General features: G+C 48.3%; 18 protein-coding genes. 13 read left to right on the forward strand and 5 right to left on the reverse strand.

The window, feature by feature from the left end; all coding sequences use genetic code 11:
* Positions 1-179: 179 nt before the first annotated feature.
* The gene (locus F0P94_RS06005) at positions 180-1049 is read left to right on the forward strand and encodes a class I SAM-dependent methyltransferase (RefSeq protein ID WP_150902906.1); all 870 of its coding nucleotides are present in this window, start codon (positions 180-182) and stop codon (positions 1047-1049) included.
* A 541-nt stretch (positions 1050-1590) separates the two neighbouring features.
* Here F0P94_RS06005 and F0P94_RS06010 read toward each other — a convergent pair.
* Positions 1591-2685, reverse strand: coding sequence for an endonuclease/exonuclease/phosphatase family protein (locus tag F0P94_RS06010; RefSeq protein WP_150902907.1), 1095 nt, complete (start codon positions 2683-2685; stop codon positions 1591-1593).
* Between the two features lie 224 nt (positions 2686-2909).
* Between F0P94_RS06010 and F0P94_RS06015 the strand changes: the two genes are divergently transcribed.
* The 4 genes from F0P94_RS06015 to F0P94_RS19960 all read left to right on the forward strand — a co-directional run bounded on the left by F0P94_RS06015 (position 2910) and on the right by F0P94_RS19960 (position 8250).
* Positions 2910-3383, forward strand: a complete 474-nt coding sequence (locus F0P94_RS06015) for a ribosome maturation factor RimP (RefSeq protein ID WP_225307127.1) — start codon at positions 2910-2912, stop codon at positions 3381-3383.
* Positions 3384-3389: 6 nt separating this feature from the next.
* Positions 3390-4649, forward strand: coding sequence for a transcription termination factor NusA (nusA, locus tag F0P94_RS06020; RefSeq protein ID WP_150902908.1), 1260 nt, complete (start codon positions 3390-3392; stop codon positions 4647-4649).
* A gap of 157 nt (positions 4650-4806) precedes the next feature.
* Positions 4807-7917, forward strand: a complete 3111-nt coding sequence (gene infB / locus F0P94_RS06025) for a translation initiation factor IF-2 (protein ID WP_150902909.1) — start codon at positions 4807-4809, stop codon at positions 7915-7917.
* A 198-nt stretch (positions 7918-8115) separates the two neighbouring features.
* Positions 8116-8250, forward strand: coding sequence for a hypothetical protein (locus tag F0P94_RS19960; protein WP_262714325.1), 135 nt, complete (start codon positions 8116-8118; stop codon positions 8248-8250).
* Here the strand turns inward: F0P94_RS19960 and F0P94_RS06030 are convergent.
* The 3 genes from F0P94_RS06030 to mscL all read right to left on the reverse strand — a co-directional run bounded on the left by F0P94_RS06030 (position 8247) and on the right by mscL (position 10240).
* Positions 8247-8672, reverse strand: coding sequence for a hypothetical protein (locus F0P94_RS06030; RefSeq protein ID WP_150902910.1), 426 nt, complete (start codon positions 8670-8672; stop codon positions 8247-8249). The genes F0P94_RS19960 and F0P94_RS06030 overlap by 4 nt on opposite strands.
* Positions 8673-8794: 122 nt before the next feature.
* Positions 8795-9718, reverse strand: coding sequence for a DUF3078 domain-containing protein (locus F0P94_RS06035; RefSeq protein WP_150902911.1), 924 nt, complete (start codon positions 9716-9718; stop codon positions 8795-8797).
* An 84-nt stretch (positions 9719-9802) separates the two neighbouring features.
* Entirely contained in the window at positions 9803-10240 is a 438-nt protein-coding gene (gene mscL / locus F0P94_RS06040) for a large-conductance mechanosensitive channel protein MscL (protein ID WP_150902912.1), read from the reverse strand.
* 213 nt (positions 10241-10453) lie between these two features.
* On the opposite strand from mscL, the gene F0P94_RS06045 reads away from it, so the two are divergent.
* From F0P94_RS06045 to F0P94_RS06080, 8 genes are all read left to right on the forward strand, one after another.
* The gene (locus F0P94_RS06045) at positions 10454-11236 is read left to right on the forward strand and encodes an enoyl-CoA hydratase/isomerase family protein (RefSeq protein WP_150902913.1); all 783 of its coding nucleotides are present in this window, start codon (positions 10454-10456) and stop codon (positions 11234-11236) included.
* Between the two features lie 249 nt (positions 11237-11485).
* The gene (locus F0P94_RS06050; RefSeq protein WP_150902914.1) at positions 11486-12997 is read left to right on the forward strand and encodes a lipopolysaccharide biosynthesis protein; all 1512 of its coding nucleotides are present in this window, start codon (positions 11486-11488) and stop codon (positions 12995-12997) included.
* 16 nt (positions 12998-13013) lie between these two features.
* Positions 13014-13448, forward strand: a complete 435-nt coding sequence (gene dut / locus F0P94_RS06055) for a dUTP diphosphatase (protein ID WP_150902915.1) — start codon at positions 13014-13016, stop codon at positions 13446-13448.
* A gap of 430 nt (positions 13449-13878) precedes the next feature.
* A complete protein-coding gene (locus tag F0P94_RS06060; protein ID WP_150902916.1) occupies positions 13879-14886 on the forward strand; it encodes a sugar phosphate nucleotidyltransferase in 1008 nt (335 codons plus the stop codon).
* Positions 14887-14892: 6 nt separating this feature from the next.
* Complete coding sequence (locus tag F0P94_RS06065; RefSeq protein WP_150902917.1) at positions 14893-16701, forward strand: tetratricopeptide repeat protein; 1809 nt, start codon at positions 14893-14895, stop codon at positions 16699-16701.
* The gene (locus F0P94_RS06070) at positions 16694-17467 is read left to right on the forward strand and encodes a DUF4292 domain-containing protein (RefSeq protein ID WP_150902918.1); all 774 of its coding nucleotides are present in this window, start codon (positions 16694-16696) and stop codon (positions 17465-17467) included. The genes F0P94_RS06065 and F0P94_RS06070 overlap by 8 nt, the downstream gene beginning before the upstream one ends.
* An 87-nt stretch (positions 17468-17554) precedes the next feature.
* Positions 17555-18841, forward strand: coding sequence for a murein hydrolase activator EnvC family protein (locus F0P94_RS06075; protein WP_150902919.1), 1287 nt, complete (start codon positions 17555-17557; stop codon positions 18839-18841).
* A gap of 226 nt (positions 18842-19067) precedes the next feature.
* The gene (locus F0P94_RS06080; RefSeq protein ID WP_150902920.1) at positions 19068-19853 is read left to right on the forward strand and encodes a hypothetical protein; all 786 of its coding nucleotides are present in this window, start codon (positions 19068-19070) and stop codon (positions 19851-19853) included.
* Between the two features lie 361 nt (positions 19854-20214).
* On the opposite strand, the gene F0P94_RS06085 is transcribed toward F0P94_RS06080, so the two are convergent.
* Complete coding sequence (locus tag F0P94_RS06085; protein WP_150902921.1) at positions 20215-21192, reverse strand: GAF domain-containing DNA-binding protein; 978 nt, start codon at positions 21190-21192, stop codon at positions 20215-20217.
* Between the last annotated feature and the right edge of the window lie 205 nt (positions 21193-21397).

Consider the following 21397-nt stretch of genomic DNA (forward strand, 5'->3'; position numbering starts at 1 on the left):
CGGTAGTTCACGCATTTGCACCAAAGTAACAGATTTCAGAATTAAAATAATAGTTTGCCTGACGCCAGCGCTTTAAGGTTTCAGGTAACAAAAAAAAATACTAGATTTGTTTTTTTATCCCGGACCCTTTGGCTCAGGCGTTAACATCTTAACTCCGAGTGCCTGATAATATTTTAGTTATGACCGTTGCCGAATTTTTCGACCTGTTTTTAGAGGAGCTTCAACAGACCCCGAGCCTGCAGAATTATTATAAATTCCTGGGAACCCCATCCAGTTTTGAGTTCCGGAAATCATATTTCTGCCAGCGGCTCCAGTACATTGCCGATAATATTACCGACCGCAACGAAGCGATCTGGGATTGCGGTTGCGGCTTCGGTACTACGGCTTTGTTTCTGGCCATGAACGGTTTTAAAGTACACGGCACCACCCTGGAGTTTTATTACAAGGAAATTGAAGGCCGCAAAAAATACTGGGACAAATTCGGCGACACCAGCCTGTTCACCGCCGACTACGAAAACCTTTTCGATGCCCCGGTAAAACCTGCCGCCTACGATGCCATCATCATTCAGGACACCCTCCACCACCTGGAACCCCTGCAGGACGCCCTCCGGATCTTCAACCAGACCCTGACGCCAAACGGCCGCCTGGTAATTGTGGAAGAAAACGGCAACAACATCATCCAGAATTTAAAGCTCTACAAGCAGCGGGGCAACAAACGCATCATCGAAATCTACGACGAACGCCTGCAGAAAAACATCCTGATCGGAAACGAAAACATCCGCAGTTTAAGCTCCTGGAAAAAGGAACTAAGCCAGGCCGGTTTCCACATCCCAGCCGATTCGGTGCAATACGTACGCTTATACCTGCCCTTTTTCTTCAAGAACGGCAACACCGAAGAACTCCTTAAAAAAGAACAGCAGCTCTGGCGCAAAAATGGTTTCCTCCGCGAAAATTTCTTTTTCGGCCTGAACTACACCGCCACCAAAGTTTCCGCTACCAAAAGCAACCACGCCCACAAACAGGAAATGGCAACCCGGCAACACAGCTAATTGTTACACCAGTTTCTTTCCAGTAAGTTTTCTTTCCTGTTATTTTTCTTTTCTGTCATTCTGGAAGAATCTTGTAATTTCTGAGCTTTGAAGCCCTAAACTCCTTACAGAATAACGATCGATGTAGTTAAAATCCTTTTAAGCAAATAGCTTTTCAAACCACTCCAAATCACAAAAGGCTCTGAACTTCATAAAATAAGTTCAGAGCCTTTTGTATTTAATCTACGGTCCGCGAAATCCCATTGCAAAAAAATTCATTGCCGTCTGCTTTAGCTGACGGATCCGTCAGCTAAAGCAGACGGCAATGAATGAGGGATGAAATTCACAAAGAAGCCTCCTCCATATACTCGGCCAGAAAGTTACTAAACAAGTATTATCAAAATATATTTGACATGTTGAGTGATAGCGAAACAACTTGTCGCCGGTTAGCAGAAGCGCTATTTCTGGCTTTTCTACTGGAAGCCGACGAGGTCCTTCACTAACGTTCAGGATGACAGCATTATCTATAAAATGGCTTCTAAACAAGTACTATCCCAAAAACTTACTTCCTCCGGAAAACATACGTAGCCGAAAGCGGGAAATGGTCGGAATAAGGGACTTCGGTATGCACTTTAAAATCGACGATCCGGAAATGATCGCTGTAAAATTGGTTATCGATCCTTAAAAAAGGCAGCCTGCCGTTGTAGGTAGCGCCAAACCCGTTTCCGGCTTCGGTGAAAGCATTGCGCAGCAAACCGTCGAGCTTATCGTAGCTGTAACTGTAAGGCGTATCGTTCAGGTCGCAGGCAATAACTACCGGGTACGGCGACTTTTGAAAATGAGAAACCAGAGTATCTACCTGGGCGCTCCGCTTCATAAAGCCTTTCTTCAGGCGGCGCGCCAGTTGTTTTACCCGCATTAATTTTACCTGGCTTTCGCTGGAATAACTGTCCACAATTTCCTTTTCCTCGATGCTCATGCTCTGCAAATGGAAATTGTAAACCCGCACCGTATCTTCCCCCATTTTTATATCGGCAAACATGCCGTGGTTTTGTGTCAGTTTTCCGAACTGAATGGAGCCCTTGTTTACGATCGGGTACTTCGAGAAAATAGCCAAGCCAAACTGTCCGCCAATGCCGTTCACCAGCGACTTGGAAACAAACGCATATTTGCCGTTTCCCTTCCATATCTTCCCTACTGAATCATAAATTTTATTTCCCGGTTCGGTATAGAATTCCTGCAGGCAAAACACATCGGCCGGAAAGTTCTTCACCCAATCAATCGAGTTCTCCGAAAGGTCAAAGCGGTTGTCGGGGCGCAGGTGTTCGTAGAGATTAAAAATGCGCACGTTAAAGCTCAGCACCGTCAGGGTTTTGGCATCGGCAGGCGCTTTACCGGGCAACAGGTTCAGGGCAAAGCCGCGCTTGTAAAAGCCCCAGGCCAGAAACAGTACCGCTACCGGCAGTAAAACCCGCACCGATTTTCCGAAGAGCCAGTAGAACAAAAAGCCCAGGTTCAGCAGCAACGGTGCCGGCATGGTCATGGCAATAAAACCGGCCGGCCAGAACTTACCCGACGGCGTGTTAATGCACAGCACGCAAAGCAGCAACCAGGCAAGCGTAAGAATGTAGAGCGTAAAAATTAAGGTCCGGCGCACGCAGCTTCAGAAGTTCGGGAATGAAAAGCAAAATTAGAAAATTAACCGGCCATTTGCATTGTAACAGGCGCGTAGTAACCTTAAAAAAACGATATATTTACGTAATAAAAACCTGTTACTTGCAAAAACAAACTTTTATCCGTACTTTTGTAGTAAAATTAGGAAAGCGAGGGGACAACAAAGTCCCCTGTTTTGTTTTTTATTATTTCGTTTTTTAACTTTCTATGACGCTTACCACTGCTGCCGTTGAAAAAATGCTGGAAGGAATTTTACCGGAAGGCGACTTGTTTTTAGTTGGTGTCCACGTTTCCGACACGGCTGTAAAACCAAAAGTCACCATCATGGCCGACGGCGATCAGGGCATCAGCATCGATCAGTGCGCCAGCATCAGCCGCCGCCTGGCCAAGCGCATCGAAGAGCAGCAGGGCGAAGAATTCAGCTACGTGCTGGAAGTAACTTCCCCGGGCATCGATCAGCCGCTTACCTCGCCGCGCCAGTACCAGCGCAACGTTGGCCGTAAGCTAAAACTAAAAATGGCCGACGGTTCCGAGAAGGTAGGTTTGTTAAACGAAGTAAGCGAAAATGGTATCCTTTTAACCGAAGAAAGTAAAGGCAAAAACAAAAAGCTTGCAGCTGAACCAACTTCTATCAGCTTCAACGACATTGTGAAAGCCAATATTGTAATATCTTTTAAATAGAACAGCATGAACAGTTCAGTTTTGATCGATTCGTTCGCCGAATTTGCGAAATTCAAAAATATAGACCGTCCTACCATGATGCGGATCCTGGAAGACGTTTTCCGTACCATGATCCGGAAAAAGTGGGGCACCGACGATAATTTCGATATCATCCTGAACGTAGAGAAAGGCGACCTCGAGATCTGGCGTAACCGCGAGATCGTGGATGATAATTCCGAAGACATCTGGGACCACGATAAAATTCCGCTTGCCGAAGCCCGTAAAATTGAACCGGATTTTGAAGTTGGCGAAGAGCTGGCCGAGGAAGTGAAACTGGAAGATTTTGGCCGCCGTGCCGTGCTTACCGCACGCCAGACCCTCATCCAGCGTATCAAAGACATGGAAAAAGAGATCGTTTACCAAAAATATAAAGATTTGGTAGGCGAAGTTATTTCCGGCGAAGTATATCAGGTCTGGAATCGCGAAGTGATGCTGGTAGACGCCGAAGACAACGAACTGATCATCCCGAAAGGCGAACAGATCCCGAAAGACCGTTACCGCAAAGGCGACGTGGTTCGGGCGGTGGTTTCGCGCGTGGAAGTAATTAACGGTAATCCGAAAATTATTCTATCCCGTACTTCCCCGGTATTTTTAGAGCGCTTATTCGAAAACGAAGTGCCGGAAATTTACGACGGCCTGATCGTGATCAAGAACATCGTGCGCGAACCAGGTGAGAGAGCCAAAGTTGCCGTAGAATCTTACGACGACCGCATCGATCCGGTAGGCGCCTGCGTGGGTATGAAAGGTTCCCGTATTCACACCATCGTGCGTGAACTCGAAAACGAAAACATCGACGTAATCAACTACACCGATAACCTCGAACTTTACATCCAGCGTGCGTTAAGCCCGGCTAAGATTTCGAGCATGAAAATAAACCAGGAAGAAGGCCGTGTGGCCGTATTCCTGAAGCCGGACCAGGTTTCACTGGCAATCGGTAAAGGCGGCCAGAACATCAAGCTGGCTTCCCGTCTGGTTGGCCTGGAAATAGATGTGTTCCGCGAGCAGGAAGAATACGACGAAGACATTGCCCTCGACGAATTCTCCGATGAAATTGAAGCCTGGGTGATCGATGAACTGAAAAAGATCGGTCTGGACACTGCCAAATCGGTACTGGCAGTAAGCAAAGAAGACCTGGTAAGAAGAACCGAGCTCGAAGAAGAAACCGTAGAAGACGTCCTGAATATCATCCGTCAGGAATTCGAATCGGAATCTGAGACCGAGAGTTAATAATTTCAGATAAAAAAATTGGTTGGGTTAACTAAAAATACAGTTAGCCCAAACCTGTTTAAATGCTTTATTCGGGAAAATTCCCGAACTTTGAAGCAAACTTATAGTGTTTTAAATACCTGTTAACCATTAAAATTAAATACCCGAATAGTTGAGCATGACAGAAGAAAAAACAATGAGGCTAAATCAGGCAGCAAAAACTTTGAACATAGGTATTTCTTCTGTGGTAGAATTCCTGACCCTCAAAGGTTTTGAGATCGAGAATAAGCCTACCGCAAAAATTACCCAGGAACAGTTCAAGTTATTGCTCAAAGCTTTTGAATCTTCTGTGGCCGACAAACTCGAAGCCCTCGAAAAGAAGAAAACAACGGAACTGGAACCGAAGAAAAAGGAACCGGAACCGGAAGTTATCAAGCCCGTTGCCAAGCCAACAACGCCTCCGGCGCCTGCTCCGGCTCCTGCCCCGGTTGCGGCAGCTCCAGCCCCGGAACCTGCTCCGGCCGCTGCACCTCAGGCACCTGCTCAGCCTGAAGAAACGCCGGCTACCGGTGTAAAGCTGCAAGGCATTAAAGTGGTAGGCAAAATAGACCTGAACGCCAAAGGCAAACCCGCAGCTGCTCCGGCTAAACCGGCCGAAACGCCGGCTGCCGCTCCGAAAGCAGAGCAACCAGCGCCAGCTGCTGCTGCCCCGGAACCAACTCCTGCTCCTGCTCCGGCAGCGCCACAAACGCCGGCCCCACAGCCTGCAGAAGCGAAAAAGCCAGAGGTTGAGAAACCGGCTCCTACGCCTGCTCCGGCAGCGCCTAAAGCAGAAAAACCCGCTACTGAAAAACCAGCCGCTGAAGCACAAAAGCCAGCTCCGGAAGCGCCAGCGCCGAAACCAGCTGCTCCGGCAACCCCGGCTGCCGCTGCTCCTACCCCGCCGGTAACGCCTCCTGCCCCACCGGCTCCGGCAGCGCCACAAGCGCCGGCTGCTCCGGCCGCCGAAGCGCCAATCGAAACTATTTCGGGTAAAGGCGATCAGCTGAAAGGCTTAACGGTACTTGGTAAAATTGAATTACCGAAAGATTCTTTCCGCAAAAAAGGCGGCAAGCCGGTGGCATCCTCCGACAACCGCAACCGTCCCGGTGCTCCGGGCGCCGGCGGACAAGGTCAGGGTCAGGGCGACAAGAAAAAACGCAAGCGCATTATTACCCAGGCGCCTACTACCAACGCTACCGATAACCGCGGACCAGGTCAGGGCCAGAACCGCCCAGGCGGTGGCGGCCGTGATTTCGGCAACCGTCCGGGTGGCGACCGTAACCGTCCGGGACAAGGCAACCAGCGGCCTATTACGCCGGCTGCTCCTAAACCGGAAGTTACCGATAAGCAGATCCAGGAACAGATTAAAGCAACTTTGGCCCGCTTAAGCGGCGGCAAAGGCGGCAACCAGGGTAACCGTTCCAAGTATCGTCGCGAGAAACGGTCGGCCATTGCCGATGCGGAAGATCAGCGCAGAGCACAGGAGCAATCGGAATCCAAAACGCTGAAGGTTACCGAATTTATTTCGGCAAACGACCTGGCTTCTTTAATGAACGTTTCGGTAAACGAAGTAATTAAAGTGTGCCTGAGCTTAGGCATGTTCGTGTCTATTAACCAGCGTCTGGATGCGGAAGCAATTACCATTATTACCGATGAATTTGGTTACGACGTGGAATTCCTTTCGGCAGAAGAAGAAGAAAACCTGCTCGACCAGGAAGAAGATGCGGCCAACCTGATAGACCGCGCTCCGATCGTTACGATCATGGGCCACGTTGACCACGGTAAAACCTCTTTGCTTGACTATATCCGTAACTCCCGCGTAGCTTCCGGCGAAGCGGGTGGTATTACCCAGCACATTGGCGCGTACGACGTACTGACCGAAACCGGCAAACGGATCACGTTCTTAGATACACCTGGTCACGAAGCGTTTACCGCGATGCGTGCCCGTGGTGCGAAAGTAACCGACGTAGTAATTATTGTGGTAGCTGCTGACGATGATGTGATGCCTCAGACCAAGGAAGCATTAAATCACGCGCAGGCTGCCGGTTCACCGATCGTAATTGCCATTAACAAAGTAGATAAACCTGCTGCCAACCCGGACCGCATCCGGGAGCAATTAGCTGCCATAAACGTACTGGTGGAAGAATGGGGCGGTAAATACCAGTGCCAGGAAATTTCGGCAAAAACCGGCCAGGGCATTAACGACCTGCTCGAGAAAGTATTGCTGGAAGCAGAGATCCTGGAACTGAAAGCCAACCCGAACCGCCGTGCAGTAGGTACCGTTATTGAAGCGTCCCTGGATAAAGGCCGTGGCTACGTAACTACCGTACTGGTACAAACCGGTACCCTTAGAATTGGGGATGTAATGCTGGCCGGCTCGCATTTTGGCCGCGTAAAAGCCATGACCGACCACCGCGGGAAAAAGATCAAGGAAGCAATTCCATCTACCCCGGTACAGGTATTAGGTCTGGACGGTGCGCCACAGGCTGGAGATAAGTTCCAGGCAATGGAAACCGAACGGGAGGCCCGCGAAATTGCAACCAACCGGAACCAGTTACAGCGTGAGCAGAGCATGCGGACCAAGAAGCACATTACCCTGGATGAGATCGGCCGCCGTCTGGCTATCGGTTCGTTCAAGGAGCTTAACGTGATCGTAAAAGGTGACGTGGACGGTTCGGTAGAAGCGCTTTCCGACTCTTTACTGAAGCTTTCTACGGCCGAAGTTCAGGTAAACATCCTGAGCAAAGGCGTAGGTCAGATCTCCGAATCCGATGTATTGCTGGCTTCGGCTTCCGATGCGATCATCATCGGTTTCCAGGTTCGTCCTTCGCAGAATGCGCGTAAACTGGCCGAGCAGGAACAGATCGATATTCGTCTGTACTCGATCATCTACAACGCGATCAACGAACTGAAAGACGCGATGGAAGGCATGCTTGCCCCTACCGTACAAGAAGTGGTGATTGCCAACGTAGAAGTACGCGAAGTGTTCAAGATCACGAAAGTGGGAACGATTGCAGGCTGTATGGTTACCGACGGTACCATTACCCGGAACTCCAAGGTACGGATCGTACGCGACGGTATCGTGGTTCATTCCGGCGATATCCAGGCCCTGAAGCGTTTCAAAGACGATGTGGCCGAAGTTCGTACCGGCTTTGAATGCGGTATCAGCATCAAGCGTTTCGAAGACCTACAGATTGGCGACATCATTGAAGCCTACGAGGAAAAAGAGATCAAGCGTACGCTGTAGTTTTAAAGCCAAAACGGTAACGTTTAAACGAAAAAACCCTTCTGCTGTAAAGCGGAAGGGTTTTTCTTTTACCAAGGCTTGAGCAGAGTTTCCTGCTTCGCCGGTCCTATTCATAGGCCAAAATTCATTGCCGTCTGCTTTAGCTGATGGTTTTTGGGCACATAAATTAATGGCTTTCGCCTAATCTTCTTTCTGCAAATGAATCGTCTAGCTAAAGCAGAATTTGCTGCTATCCGTCAGCTAAAGCAGACGGCAATGAATTTCAAAAAATCAAATTCATTAGAGCAAGAAAAAAGCCTTTCGTTTCCGGAAGGCTTTTTAAAATTTCCTTAGTTGAAGAACAGGAATTTCTTTTTCTTTTTATGCTTCAGCGGCTTGCCTTTAGGATCCGGAACGGACATGCGGGAAGAGGCTTGGCCGCGGCGTAATTTTTTGGCTACTTTGCTTTCTTTGTATTTGGTTACCGTAAAACCGCCGTTCGTGGTATTGCTACTATTACTGGCAAACGGCGAAACCGGCTTTGCGGCTTTACTTCCCTGAGAATTATACACGTTGCCGCTGGCATTTATGTCGGCAGCCACCTGTTTCTGTTTCTTCTTATCGGTTCGTAAATCTTTATCTGAATTATCTTTATCTGAATTATCTTTCTCGGCAAACGTTGAGGTTATGTCTTCCGGCGCTGCCTGGCTTTGGGCAAGGGTTGCCGAACCGGTAAACAGAGATGCTACCAATAAAAATCCGAATAACTTTTTCATACTTATAAAATGGGTAAAGAATAATAAACCTGGTAGCCTAAAAAATCAAAAGTAGTACCAAACATACACACAAACATGCTTTCAGGCAAAAGAAGTTCGGAAATTTAGGGATTAATATCGGATCAGAATTTATAGGATAGTCCTACGCCGAGCGTTTCTTTGAATTGTACCCGGGGTCCGGCGCCATCAATTTCCCCGTCTTTGTTGCGGTCCAGGGCAATATCGATGTCGTCGTCGTAGATCAGTTCGGTAATCAGACTTACGGAAATAAAGTCATTTACTTTCATATCGATCCGGTTTTCCCAGTTAACGTCAATATTTTCCGGGTTATTGTTGTAGCTGGAATAGAGTTCTAACCGGGTTTGCAGTTTTATGTTTTCCATCAGGTCGTGGCGGAGGCGCATGGCCAGGTACGCGCCAATTTCTTCCCGGAAGCGTTCGCCGGAATTCGGAACCCGGAAGCCATTCTTATCCAGCTGGCCCGGTTCTACCCCGAAAGCGCCTTTATCGGCCAGTCGCTGGCTTTTTACATAGGTAAACTTGCCGGTAGCCGGAGACAGGAACAGGGAAAAGTTTTCGCTGGGGCGGTAATCCAAACCTAAGGAAGTAAGGATGAAGGCCGGGGAAAGAAAATCGGAAATAATGGAATCGTGGTTTTTATCCCAAGTGGGCGTAAGCTGGGTTTTCAGGTTGAACTGCCCGGCATAATACCATTTCCCAAACGCATGGCGGCCGTACTTGGCATTCACTTCCAGCTTATCGTCGTTCTTTACGAATTTACCGGGGCCGGTTTTGTTAGCCCCGTAATTCAGGTTTATGGTATTGTCCCAGGCGCTGGTACCGCGTTTAAAATTGGCATAAAGGCTGGCCAGCCCCAATATGTTTACCGAGCTTTGTCCGCCGGCGGCCCAGTTGCTGAGCGCTACCTGGCCCACGTTCAGGGTGCCGGCTCCTCCCCAGTTCCAGTAATTGGTGCTGTCTGATTGTGCAAAAACGGTAGGTAAAAAGGCAAAAAAAGAGAGGAAGCTGAGAAAAAGTGTTCGCATGAAGAAGAAAAAGAAATAAAAGGCTTTAGGTATTTGGGAACCGATACGACAAAAGGCGACGTGGGGTTAAAATAATTTAACTACCTAAACCTGAGGCCGGTCCCGCAACAGATCGCGGATCTGGGTCAGCAGTTCTTCTTCGTGGGTTAATTTTGCCACTACGGCTTCCGCTACTTTTTCTTCGGCCAGCACTTTGCTTTTTAAACGGTTAATGCCCTTTATCAGCAGGAAAATGGCCGTGGCAATGATCATAAAATCCACGATGGTCTGAATAAAATTGCCGTAGTTCAGGGTTACCGCTTCCGCCACTACCTTCCCGTTTTCCATTACGGCATCCTTCAAAATGATCTTCAGGTGCTTGAAATCCACGCCGCCAATAATAATGCCCAGCGGCGGCATGAGCACGTCGTTCACAAAAGAAGTTACAATTTTGCCGAAGGCCGCGCCAATTACCACCCCTACTGCCAGATCCATCACGTTGCCTTTGGAAGCGAATTCCTTAAACTCTTTTACAAAGCCCATATTCTTTTTTTTTAAATAATTAAGTAACAGCCATCTGATTACACCGGCAATATAAACCGCACAGGTTTAAAGGGCAAGCTATTTTCCGTGTTAGTACCGAAACTTGCGGGGCTGATTTTGCTTTAAATAGATTTTATAGGCAATATTCCTGATTTCCTTATCTTTGCAGCGGAACCTAACAACCAAATTACTTCAACGCCTTCGGCGCGAATTATGAACATGTTCAACAACCTGAAATTAGAGCAGCAGGACGGTATTTTAACCATAACCGTGAACCGTGCCTCTAAAATGAATGCCCTGAATATTGAAACCGTTCAGGAAATTAAAGAAGCCATGCAGGAAGTGTATGACGACGAAAACATTAAAGGGGTAATTCTTACCGGCGACGGCGAAAAAGCGTTTGTGGCCGGGGCCGATATTTCAGAGATTGCGGAACTGAACGAACTGAACGGACGCCGCTTTGCTGAACGGGGCCAGGAAACCTTCGACCTGATCGAGTACTGCACCAAACCGGTTATTGCGGCCGTGAACGGCTTTGCTCTGGGCGGCGGTTGCGAGCTGGCCATGGCCTGCCACATCCGGATCGCTTCGGATAACGCGCGTTTCGGACAGCCGGAAGTGAACCTGGGCATTATTCCGGGCTACGGCGGCACCCAGCGTTTAACCCAGCTGGTAGGCAAAGGCAAGGCTCTGGAACTGATGATGACCGGTGACATGATCACGGCGCAGGAAGCTTTCGGGTACGGCCTGGTAAACCACGTAGTACCGCAAAGCGAACTGATGAACAAATGCCGCGAGATCATGCACAAAATTACCTCCAAAGCGCCACTGGCCGTTGGTTTGGTTATCGATTGCGTGAACGCCGTTTTCGACAAAGAAGAGCAAGGCTACCAGACAGAAGCCAACTCTTTCAGCCGCTGCTGTGGCTCCCAGGATTTTAAAGAAGGCACCCAGGCTTTCCTGCAAAAACGTAAACCAGCCTTTTCCGGCCGCTAAAATCCTGACCTGAAAAAAATTTAAAGCCCCACCTTTCGTTTCCGGAAGGTGGGTTTTTCATCTGAAAAGGGTACCTTTTTATTTAATGATTAATGGTTAATGATTAATGTTTAATAATTTTCTCGGATAGTAAAACCCTTCGCCTTTTGCAGCTATGCAAGAACGAAAGGCTAAAGTCCGAAAATTTATTACCCATTTTTATTACTCATTATTTATTAATCATTAACCATTAATCATTAAACATTAAAAATGAGTGCAATTGCGAAAAAGCTGGCCAGCCAGACCGCTGCTTATGGGATCAGTACCATTGTGGGGCGGGCACTCAACTATTTGCTGGTTCCGTTCTACACCAAAATGTTTGCTCCGGCGGAGTACGGCATTGTAACGGAACTGTACGCGTATGTGGCTTTCCTGAATATTGTGTACACCTACGGCATGGAAACGGCCTTTTTCCGGTTTGCCAACAAGCCCGGAGCCGACCGCCGCGATATTTACGACCGGGTACAAAGCTTGCTGCTGACCAGCAGCCTGGTTTTTTCGGGCATTCTGGTACTGTTTTCCGGCCAGATCGCCGACTTGCTGGGCTACCCAGATAAAGCGCATTACATTACCTGGCTGGCTATTATTCTGGCTACCGATGCCATTGTGGCCATTCCGTTTGCGCAATTGCGCCTCGATAATAAAGCTATCCGGTTTGCAAGTTTGCGCCTGCTGAACGTGGTACTGGTGGTTTTTGCCAATATCTTCTTTCTTTATTTCTGCCAGAACATTTACGAAGGCAACTTTTTACCCGGCTTAAAACCGCTTATTACGAAGATCTACGACCCGGAATTGCGCGTGGGCTACGTCTTTCTGGTAAACCTTTGGGCCAACTTGCTGTACATTCCGCTGCTCTGGAAACAATTTACCCGCTTCCGCTTTAAGCTTGACTTTGCCTGGCTGAAACCGATGGTAAAGTATGCGTACCCGCTCATGTTTATGGGTTTGGCCGGAATGGTGAACGAAGTGCTCGACAGGATCCTGCTGAAGGTCTGGCTGCCGGAAGATTTTTACCCGGGGGTAAGCAATATTGCGGCGGTGGGGATTTACGGGGCCTGCTACAAGCTTTCCATTTTTATGTCGCTCACCATTCAGGCTTTCCGGTATGCGGCCGAACCGTTTTTCTTTTCGCAAAGCCAGGATAAAAATTCGCCCAAAACCTTTGCCAAGGTTATGAAGTGGTTTATGATCTGCTGTGCCTTTATTTTCCTTTTTATTTCGGCCAACCTCGAAGATTTTCAGATGCTTTTAGGCCGCGAAAGCTACCGTTCCGGCATTGCCGTAGTACCTATTCTATTGCTGGCTAATTTATTCTTAGGTGCGTATTACAACCTTTCGGTCTGGTTCAAGCTTACCGATAAAACGCATTACGGTACCTTTATCAGCTTCGGCGGCGCGGCCCTGACCATTCTTTTAAACTACCTGCTTATTCCGCGGCTGGGTTACATGGGTTGCGCCATCACCACGCTTATCTGTTATTTCAGCATGGCTACGGTTTGTTTAATTCTTGGAAACCGCCATTACCCTGTTCCGTATCCGGTTAAAGCCATTTGCAGCTACCTGATGCTGGCCATAATTCTAACAGCGGCGGCATTTCTAATTCAGATAGATAACTTTATATTGCGGCACTTATTTCACCTTGGCCTGTGCGGGTTGTTTTTATTAAGCATCTTTGCGTTTGAGAAGCCGAAGTTTATTACTAAATTCCTGAACCGTTATTAATTCCGAAGCTCTTTTTATGAAGATAAAAGTTATAAACCAATCGCGGCACCCTTTGCCGGAGTACCAGACCTCGCTTTCGGCCGGTCTCGATCTGCGGGCCAACCTGGAAGCGCCGGTAAGCCTGAAACCCTTGCAGCGGGTACTCATCCCGACCGGTTTGTTTTTAGAATTGCCCGAAGGTTTCGAAGCCCAGATCCGCCCGCGGAGCGGTTTAGCCTACAAGCACGGCATTACCGTACTCAACAGCCCCGGCACCATCGATGCCGATTACCGCGGCGAAGTGAAAGTACTATTGGTGAACCTTTCGGAAGAGGAATTTATAGTGCAGGACGGTGAACGCGTAGCCCAAATGATCGTTGCCCGCCACGAAACCATCCGTTGGGAAGAAACCGTGGAACTTTCGGAAACGGAACGCGGCGCCGGCGGTTATGGTAGTACCGGCAAGCACTAGAAAAAAATGGTAGGCTTTGGCCGAAAAAAACCGATTGCTTACCTGCAACTGCTTAAAACCTGACGTTACGCAAGCAGAGAAAAAGTCCCCCTTTGGAGGGGGTAGGGGGAGGACAGGAGATTTATCTGATCATTTTTAATGTTAGCTGGTTCAAGTTTGAGCGAAGCGGGAACTTGGACCTACCAATGATCTAAAGTTGAAAACTTCAGTGAGGCGACAGCCTCAAAGAGAGCGGTTTCTGCAAGGAACTACCGGTAGCTAACACCCCTCCGGCTCCCCTCAAGGGGAGAGTTTCGAGGAATAAAATGATCCTACTCACCCAAAGAGGGACCTTGAAAAAACTTGCGCAACGTAATTTAAGACTTTACCTAAACATATTAAAATCTATATAAATCCGTTAACCATCGGTTAGCGCTAAAAAAATAAAACGATGAAAATAATTGTACCAATGGCCGGCATGGGCAAACGCATGCGCCCGCATACCTTAACCGTTCCGAAACCGCTTGTGCCGATTGCCGGAAAACCGATCGTGCAGCGCCTGGTGGAAGATATTGCCAAAGTATGCCACGAACCGATTGAACAGGTTGCCTTTATTGTAGGGAATTTCGGCGAAGCCGTAGAACAGAAACTGCTGGAAATTGCCGCTTCGGTTGGCGCAAAAGGCAGCATCCATTACCAGGACGAACCGCTTGGCACGGCCCACGCCATTATGTGCGCCAAAGAAGCCCTGGATGGTAAGGTAGTAGTTGCTTTTGCCGACACCCTTTTCAAAGCCGATTTCAAACTCGATACTTCGGCCGACGGTACCATCTGGGTGCAGCAGGTAGCCGATCCGAGCGCTTTCGGCGTGGTGAAACTGAACGGCGAGAACGAGATCACCGATTTCGTAGAAAAGCCCACGACCTTCGTTTCCGACCTGGCCATTATTGGTATCTATTATTTCAAAGACGGTCAGTACCTGCGCTCCGAACTGCAGTACCTGCTCGACAACGACATCCGGGACAAAGGCGAGTACCAGCTTACCAACGCCCTGGAGAACATGAAAAACAAAGGCACCAAATTTATTCCGGGCAAAATATCGGAGTGGCTCGACTGTGGCAATAAAAATGCAACAGTTTACACCAATCAGCGTTATCTGGAATACATTAAAGACGAAAAAGACCTGGTTTCTGCAAACGCTACTTTAACCAATTCGGTAATTATTCCGCCGGTATTTATCGGCGATGGCGCGGTAGTAATGAATTCCGTAATTGGCCCGCACGTTTCCATCGGTAAAAAATCGAACATTACCGACTCCGTAATCAACAATTCCATTGTTCAGGAAAACAGCGAATTGCGGAATGCCAATTTTTCGAACTCGATGGTAGGTAGCTTTGTTACGTACCAGGGCAAACAAGCCGACCTGAGTATCGGCGATTACAACACTATCAGAGATTAAGCATTAATGTTCCGTTCCAGATTTTTCCTTCCGCTTTCCTTTCTGCTGCTTTCTGCAGTGGCACAACCGGCATTTAGCCAGGACAATGATTCCAAGAAAACTAAAAAAGAAAGGAAAGCGGAGCGAAAAGCTGCCAAAGCGGAACAGAAACGCGCTAAAAAAGGCGGCACCGTTGCGTTGCCGCCGGTGCTCGACGCCAAGCAGCGCGAGATCTCCGAATCTTATTTCCTGGACGGCGTAAAGTATGCCATGCTCGACGATTATCCGAAAGCATTGGAGTCGTTCCAGAAGGCGCACGCCATTAACCCCAAGAATGCGGCGGTCAATTTCAAGATCGCGGAAATGTACCTGAACATCCGGAAGGAAGATCAGGCCTTGCCTTTCGCCAAAGCCGCCCTCGATCTGGAAACGGGTAATCCTTATTACTACCTGCTGCTGGGTCAGTTGTATGCCGGCCGTCAGCAGTACGCCGAAGCCATTTCGGTATTCAACAAACTGGTAGCCAAATTCCCGGAAGAAGAAGGTTATTACCTGAACCTGACGGAACTCTACCTGGCCCAGAACAAACCGGACGAAGCACTGAAAACGCTGGAAAAAGCGGAGCAGAAATTCGGCCCCCAGGATGAACTGCTGCTGAAAAAGCAACAGCTTTATTTAAAGCAGAACAACCTGGTAAAGGCGCTGGAAGAAGGTCAGAAGCTGATCAACAACAACCCGGAAGAGCCGCGCTTTGTACTGGCACAAGCCCAGGTGCTGGCCAGCAACAACCGTCCCGACGATGCCATTGCCTTATTGAACCGTTTGCTGCAAAGTCCGGTGCCGGATAATCCGCAAGTGCATTTGCTTCTGGCCGACCTTTATCAGCAGAAAAAGCAGCCGCAACTGGCCGAGAAAGAACTGAAGACCGCTTTCAGCAATTCGGGATTGGATATCGATGCCAAGATCCGGATCTTGCTGGGTTACATTCAGCAGTTGCCGAACAAAACCCTGGAACCGAACGCCCTGGAACTGGCCGCCCTAACGGTAAAAGCCCACCCTTCCGATGCCAAAGCCTATGCCGTTTCCGGCGATATTCAGGCCATTGTTGGTCAGAAGAAAGAGGCCCGCGACAACTATTTAAAATCGCTTCGTTACGACAAAGCCCATTTCCAGGTGTGGCAGCAGGTAATTCTGCTCGATGCCGAACTGAACCAGACCGATTCCCTTTTAGCCCATACCGAAAAAGCCACCGACCTGTTCCCGAACCAGGCCGTAGTATGGTTTTATAACGGAACGGCGCATTTGTTAAAGAAGAACTTCAGCAAAGCCGCCAAAGCCCTGGAATTCGGGAAAAAGCTGGCTGCCGATTCGCCGGAAATGCTTGCCCAGTTCAATTTACAATTAGGCGATGCTTACCATTCGCTAAAACAGTACGATAAATCGAATGCAGCTTACGAGGCGGTACTAGCCGTTGACCCGAACAACATTCATGTGCTGAACAACTACAGCTACTTCCTGTCGGTGCGGAACCAGAACCTGCAAAAGGCGAAGGAAATGGCCGAAAAACTGATAGCCGTAGCGCCGGAAGAAAGCACCTACCTCGATACCTATGCCTGGGTGCTATACAAAATGAAGGATTACGAGAACGCCCGTAAATACCTGGAAAAAGCCCTGCAAACCAGCAAAGATGCCACCATTGTAGAACATTACGGCGACGTGCTTTTCCAGTTGGGTCAGAAAGAAGAAGCTGTTGCCCAGTGGCAGAAAGCCAAAAAGATCGGCGACGCTTCCGACCTCATCGATAAAAAGATCCGTGACAAAAAACTTTATGAATAACCGCTTCTTACTTTTTCTGGCCTGTATCCTACTGTTTTCGGTAAGCGCCTGTAAAAAGGAAACCACGCCGGTAACTTCTGCCGCTACCACTCCCGTTGCTCCCAATGTGAACGTGCTGAACACGGAATTCACTACCTTCAGCGCCCGCGGAAAAATGCAGCTCGAAAAGCCGGATGAAAAACTCGGTTCGGCGGTTACCCTGCGGATCAAAAAAGACAGCGTGATCTGGATCTCGGTGGTGCCGGCCCTGGGAATTGAAGCGGCCCGCGTGCGCATTACCCCTGATACCATTCAGATCCTGGACCGCTTGCACCGCACTTATTTTGCCGGCAACTTCTCGATGCTGAAACAGCGCTACAACATTTCGGCTTCTTTCCCGATGCTCCAGGCCATGCTGCTTGGCAACTATATTCAGGGAGAAGCGGGCATGGTAAAAGAAATTATAGGCGGCGAACTGCAGCAGATCCAGCTTCTTCAGAATAACCTGCTGATAAACCAGTTCCTCGATCCGAAGATCCGCAAAGTGAAGCGCCTGGATATTCTGGATGAAAAAACCGGTGATGCCATTCTTACCACGTACAGTGAGTATGAAACCCAGGCGGCCAACGTAATTCCGACTTCCGCCTTAATTTTATTGCAGCGTACTTCTGCTACCAACCCGAACTCCAAAACGGCCACCATTTCCATTAAATACAACAAATTCTCCTTCAACGAGCCGGACCTGGCCTTCCCTTTCTCGGTGCCGGCCGATTACGAACGCAAGTAATTCGGGAATTCTCCTTTTTCCGTTAGCACATCTTTGCCCGATTTCGCATCTTTGTAGTCCGTAACCTGCGAAGACCCGGAATTTTACATGCGTCGTTTCTTTATTTTTTTCCTTTCCTGTTTACTGCTGGTGCTTGCGCTGGGTACCGATGCGCAACGCTCTAAAGGCAAGCCCAAGAGCCGGGCCCAGCTGGAGCGGGAAAAACGGGAAAACCTGAAACGCATTCAGCAAGCCAACCGCATTCTGGAACAAACCCGCGCCCAGAAAGAAGCTTCCATTGGCCAACTCAACGCCATCAAAGAAAAAATTACGGTCCAGAAAGGCGTTATCCGCAACATTTCTTCCCAGCTTAACTACATCGAAACCGACGTAAAGAAAACCGAAGGGCTGGTTTCGTCGATGCAGCAGGACCTGGAAAAACTGAAAGCCGAATACGCCCTGATGATCTATTCGGCCTCGAAATCGGCCAACAGCTACAACCGCTTAATGTTTTTGTTTGCTTCCGAATCGTTTAACCAGATGGTAATGCGCTTGCGTTATTTGCGGCAATATTCGGAAGTCCGCAAAGCCCAGGTAGCTGAAATTAACCGCGTTACCCATAACCTGAACCAGGAACTGAACGTGCTCACGGCTAAAAAGCAGGAAAAGGAACGCGTACTGAATACCCGACTGGCCGAAAATAAAAACCTGCTCAACATGAAAGGCCAGCAGGACCAGGTAATTACCAAACTCAGCAAACAGGAACAGGAATTACGGAACGAACTTGAGCGCCGCCAGCAGTCGGTGCGGAAGCTGGAAAACCTGATCGCCGACATGGTGCGGGAAGAAATTGCCCGCGCTGCCCGGGCCGCCCGTGCCAAAAAAGCTGCCACCCCTTCCAGACCTGGTACTTCCAAAGCCGAGAAAGAAGAAGAAATTTCGGTAAATAAAGTTACCATGACCCCGGAAATGGCGGCCGTTTCTTCGTCTTTTTCCGGGAACCGCGGCCGCTTGTTGTGGCCGGTTAGCCGCGGCTTTATTTCCCAGCGCTTCGGCAAACACGCCCACCCGGTACTGAAAGGCGTAGTGATCGAGAACCGGGGCATCGATATTCAGACAAGCCAGGGCGAACAGGCCCGGGCCGTTTTTGAAGGCAAAGTGCTCACGATTGCGAGCGTACCCGGCATGAACAACATCGTGATGATCCAGCACGGCGACTACTTTACCGTTTTTGCCAAATTGCGGACCGTAAATGTTTCGGAAGGACAGGTCGTAAACCGCAAAGACGTGATCGGCACCGTGTACACCAACTCCGAAGGAACCACCGAACTGCAGTTCCAGATCTGGAAAAACAGCTCCAACCTGAACCCGGAAGGCTGGCTGGCTCCTCATTAATTTTCTTCTCTAAGTATTAGCCGGTTTTTAAGCTGAAAAGCCTACTGTTTTTTTCTATTCAGAAATGCGCGCTTTACTCCTTTCTTCTTAATCAGTAGCAGGAACAGGCATATTTCCGATAAATAAAATAAGCCATTACTTTTTTCGCGCTACATCATACTATTTCCCTAAACAAGCTGTTATTAACAAGCATTTCCAATTGTTAATATTCAAAAAAAAGCTCTTTATGAAAGTATGGAAGAATAAAGCACTGGTGCTGGGTTTGTCCGGTTTATTTCTGGTTTCCTGCAAGGAGGAAAAGATTGACAGGCAGGATGATCCTCAGCAGGAAATGGTACCGGTTGAAGTGAAAAAAACCGTTTCCGGCTCTTCGTTTGTTACTTCTTCTAAATACCATTACGATGCAGCAGGAAACCTGTACCGGGCAGATTTTTTCACAGACAATACGCCACAGGGTTACGCACTTTATTTCTACTACCCAACCGGAAAACTGAAGCAGCGGAAAGTTTACAACAGTTCCGGTCAGTTTACCGAGCAGGATGTATATATTCTGAACAACGCGGATCAGCACGAAAAATATTTGCATTCGTATGTTAATGCTTCCGGAACCGATACCCTGCACCATTACCAGAAATACGAATATACTACCGATGGCAAAATTGCCAGAGCCATTGATTTCAGCCCCAAACACCAGGAAACCGGTAGTGGCGTTTACGAGTTCCAAGCCGGAAACCTGGTAAAGTTAAAACTTCACGACGGTGAGGGAAATTCAACTTATACGCACGAATATACCTACGATGGCCGGAAAAGCCCTTTTGCTTCTACCAACCTTACTATAATTGCTTTGCCCGGCAACGTTACCGGGGAGGTTGCTAAAGATCTGAACCAGCAAGTAGTGCTCGCAAACAGCAGCCAGATTACTTATAACCCGCAGGGCTACCCTACTAAAATTACCAGGACCGATAAAAATGGCATCAGAAAAACGGAAACGTACAGTTACCGGCCGAAATAACTTTTGGTGAATGCCATAATCCTGAATAATGCCGTTCTGGCTGAAAAGGCAAAAAAAAACATCCCGCTTTGCAGGATGCCTTTCTGAGCTATGAAAACAAACTTATGTTTAACTTTTAAGAGGAAATCTTTCCGGCTTGCGGGTGGTGTATTTCCTAAAACCTTTTCAAAAATAACATCAATTTTTCTTTCATGTTTAACTTTTCGATGAACGTTCCTTTTTAGCCGATGAAGGTTATTATTTTGGCGGTAAAGGTTTTTTAACAGCTTTCAATACGGTTTTACAAGGTATAAAAAAAACTCCCTGTTCCGGGTTTATGAAAAGCCCGGAGCAGGGAGTTTGTATTGAAGTTAAATTATCCTTAAAGCAGGTTAAGCCGTTTCATCAGCACCGGTTTAAAGGAGTTGCCGATCGGTACGTACATCAAGCCGTTCATCATGTGGCCGGCGTTGCTGCTGTTGCGTTTTTCGATCACGGCCGAATCGTCTTCAATGGCATTAATTTTATCGAGCCGGATAATGTATTTGCGGTGTACGCGGATAAAATCTTTGGGCGAAAGCTTGGCTTCCATGTCTTTCATGGTGGCGTACACGGTAAAGCGGTCTTTGTCGGTATGTATATTTACGTAGTCGCCCAGGGCCTCTACCCACAGAATATCACAGGCGTTTATTTTTATCAGCTTCGATTCCTGCTTCACGAACATTTCCGATTTACCGGCCACAAAGCTTTGATCTATGGCGGAATTGGCCAGGCGAAGCAGGTTTTCCAGTTTATCCTTTTCTTCCTGCAGCGATAATTTAGCCCGGCGAAGCTCCAGGTGCGACATTACTTCGCGGGCTAACGTTTGCAGGGCATCTTTCTGGCGTTCGGTTAAATGTTTCGGAACGGTATCGATAATGCAGAGAGTGCCCAGGCTGAAACCATCGGAATTGATAAGCGGCGCGCCGGCATAAAACCGGATGTTGGGCTCGCCGGTAACCAGCGGGTTATTCTGAAAGATCTCGTTTTGGGTGGCATCGTTCACTTCAAAAACATCGCTCTGCAAAATGGCATACGTACAGAAAGACATTTCCCGGGGCGTTTCCGGTACCTCCAACCCCACCTTCGACTTAAACCACTGCCGTTGCGAATCGATGAGCGAAATGAGGGAAATGGGCGTTTCGCAAATGTAGGAGGCTAAGCGGGTAAGGGCATCGAAATCTTCCTCCGGCTTGGTATCCAGAATTTCGTAGCCATGCAGGGCATCTACCCGGCCGGCTTCGTTAACCGGTTTGGGGCCGTTGTACCCACCGGAAACCATTTCGGCCGTATTTGTTAAAGCAAGGTTGTTTGTTTCCATCAGAGAGCAGAGAATAGGGCAATTAAAATCATAAGACCTTAAAGGTAACGCTTTTCCGGATACCGGTATTAATACGGAGACCTGTCATTATTGCCATATAAATTTAACCGGAATAAATTATACCGGCAAGAAATTTATTTGCTTTTTCACGCAAATCAGGCGGCGGTTTTAAACTTTATGCGGCAGACTGGACTTATATCAAATT

It is taken from the genome of Adhaeribacter soli, from assembly GCF_008727925.1.
GTDB classification, from domain to species: Bacteria; Bacteroidota; Bacteroidia; order Cytophagales; family Hymenobacteraceae; genus Adhaeribacter_A; species Adhaeribacter_A soli.

Excerpts from the sequence above, each read along its gene's own strand:
- F0P94_RS06030 (WP_150902910.1), bottom strand. The coding sequence starts at position 8,672 with ATGAAAAAGTTATTCGGATTTTTATTGGTAGCATCTCTGTTTACCGGT.
- infB (WP_150902909.1), top strand. The coding sequence starts at position 4,807 with ATGACAGAAGAAAAAACAATGAGGCTAAATCAGGCAGCAAAAACTTTG.
- F0P94_RS06065 (WP_150902917.1), top strand. The coding sequence starts at position 14,893 with ATGTTCCGTTCCAGATTTTTCCTTCCGCTTTCCTTTCTGCTGCTTTCT.
- dut (WP_150902915.1), top strand. The coding sequence starts at position 13,014 with ATGAAGATAAAAGTTATAAACCAATCGCGGCACCCTTTGCCGGAGTAC.
- F0P94_RS06070 (WP_150902918.1), top strand. The coding sequence starts at position 16,694 with ATGAATAACCGCTTCTTACTTTTTCTGGCCTGTATCCTACTGTTTTCG.
- mscL (WP_150902912.1), bottom strand. The coding sequence starts at position 10,240 with ATGGGCTTTGTAAAAGAGTTTAAGGAATTCGCTTCCAAAGGCAACGTG.
- F0P94_RS19960 (WP_262714325.1), top strand. The coding sequence starts at position 8,116 with ATGAATCGTCTAGCTAAAGCAGAATTTGCTGCTATCCGTCAGCTAAAG.
- F0P94_RS06060 (WP_150902916.1), top strand. The coding sequence starts at position 13,879 with ATGAAAATAATTGTACCAATGGCCGGCATGGGCAAACGCATGCGCCCG.
- F0P94_RS06035 (WP_150902911.1), bottom strand. The coding sequence starts at position 9,718 with ATGCGAACACTTTTTCTCAGCTTCCTCTCTTTTTTTGCCTTTTTACCT.
- nusA (WP_150902908.1), top strand. The coding sequence starts at position 3,390 with ATGAACAGTTCAGTTTTGATCGATTCGTTCGCCGAATTTGCGAAATTC.
- F0P94_RS06085 (WP_150902921.1), bottom strand. The coding sequence starts at position 21,192 with ATGGAAACAAACAACCTTGCTTTAACAAATACGGCCGAAATGGTTTCC.
- F0P94_RS06045 (WP_150902913.1), top strand. The coding sequence starts at position 10,454 with ATGAACATGTTCAACAACCTGAAATTAGAGCAGCAGGACGGTATTTTA.
- F0P94_RS06015 (WP_225307127.1), top strand. The coding sequence starts at position 2,910 with ATGACGCTTACCACTGCTGCCGTTGAAAAAATGCTGGAAGGAATTTTA.
- F0P94_RS06075 (WP_150902919.1), top strand. The coding sequence starts at position 17,555 with ATGCGTCGTTTCTTTATTTTTTTCCTTTCCTGTTTACTGCTGGTGCTT.
- F0P94_RS06005 (WP_150902906.1), top strand. The coding sequence starts at position 180 with ATGACCGTTGCCGAATTTTTCGACCTGTTTTTAGAGGAGCTTCAACAG.
- F0P94_RS06050 (WP_150902914.1), top strand. The coding sequence starts at position 11,486 with ATGAGTGCAATTGCGAAAAAGCTGGCCAGCCAGACCGCTGCTTATGGG.
- F0P94_RS06080 (WP_150902920.1), top strand. The coding sequence starts at position 19,068 with ATGAAAGTATGGAAGAATAAAGCACTGGTGCTGGGTTTGTCCGGTTTA.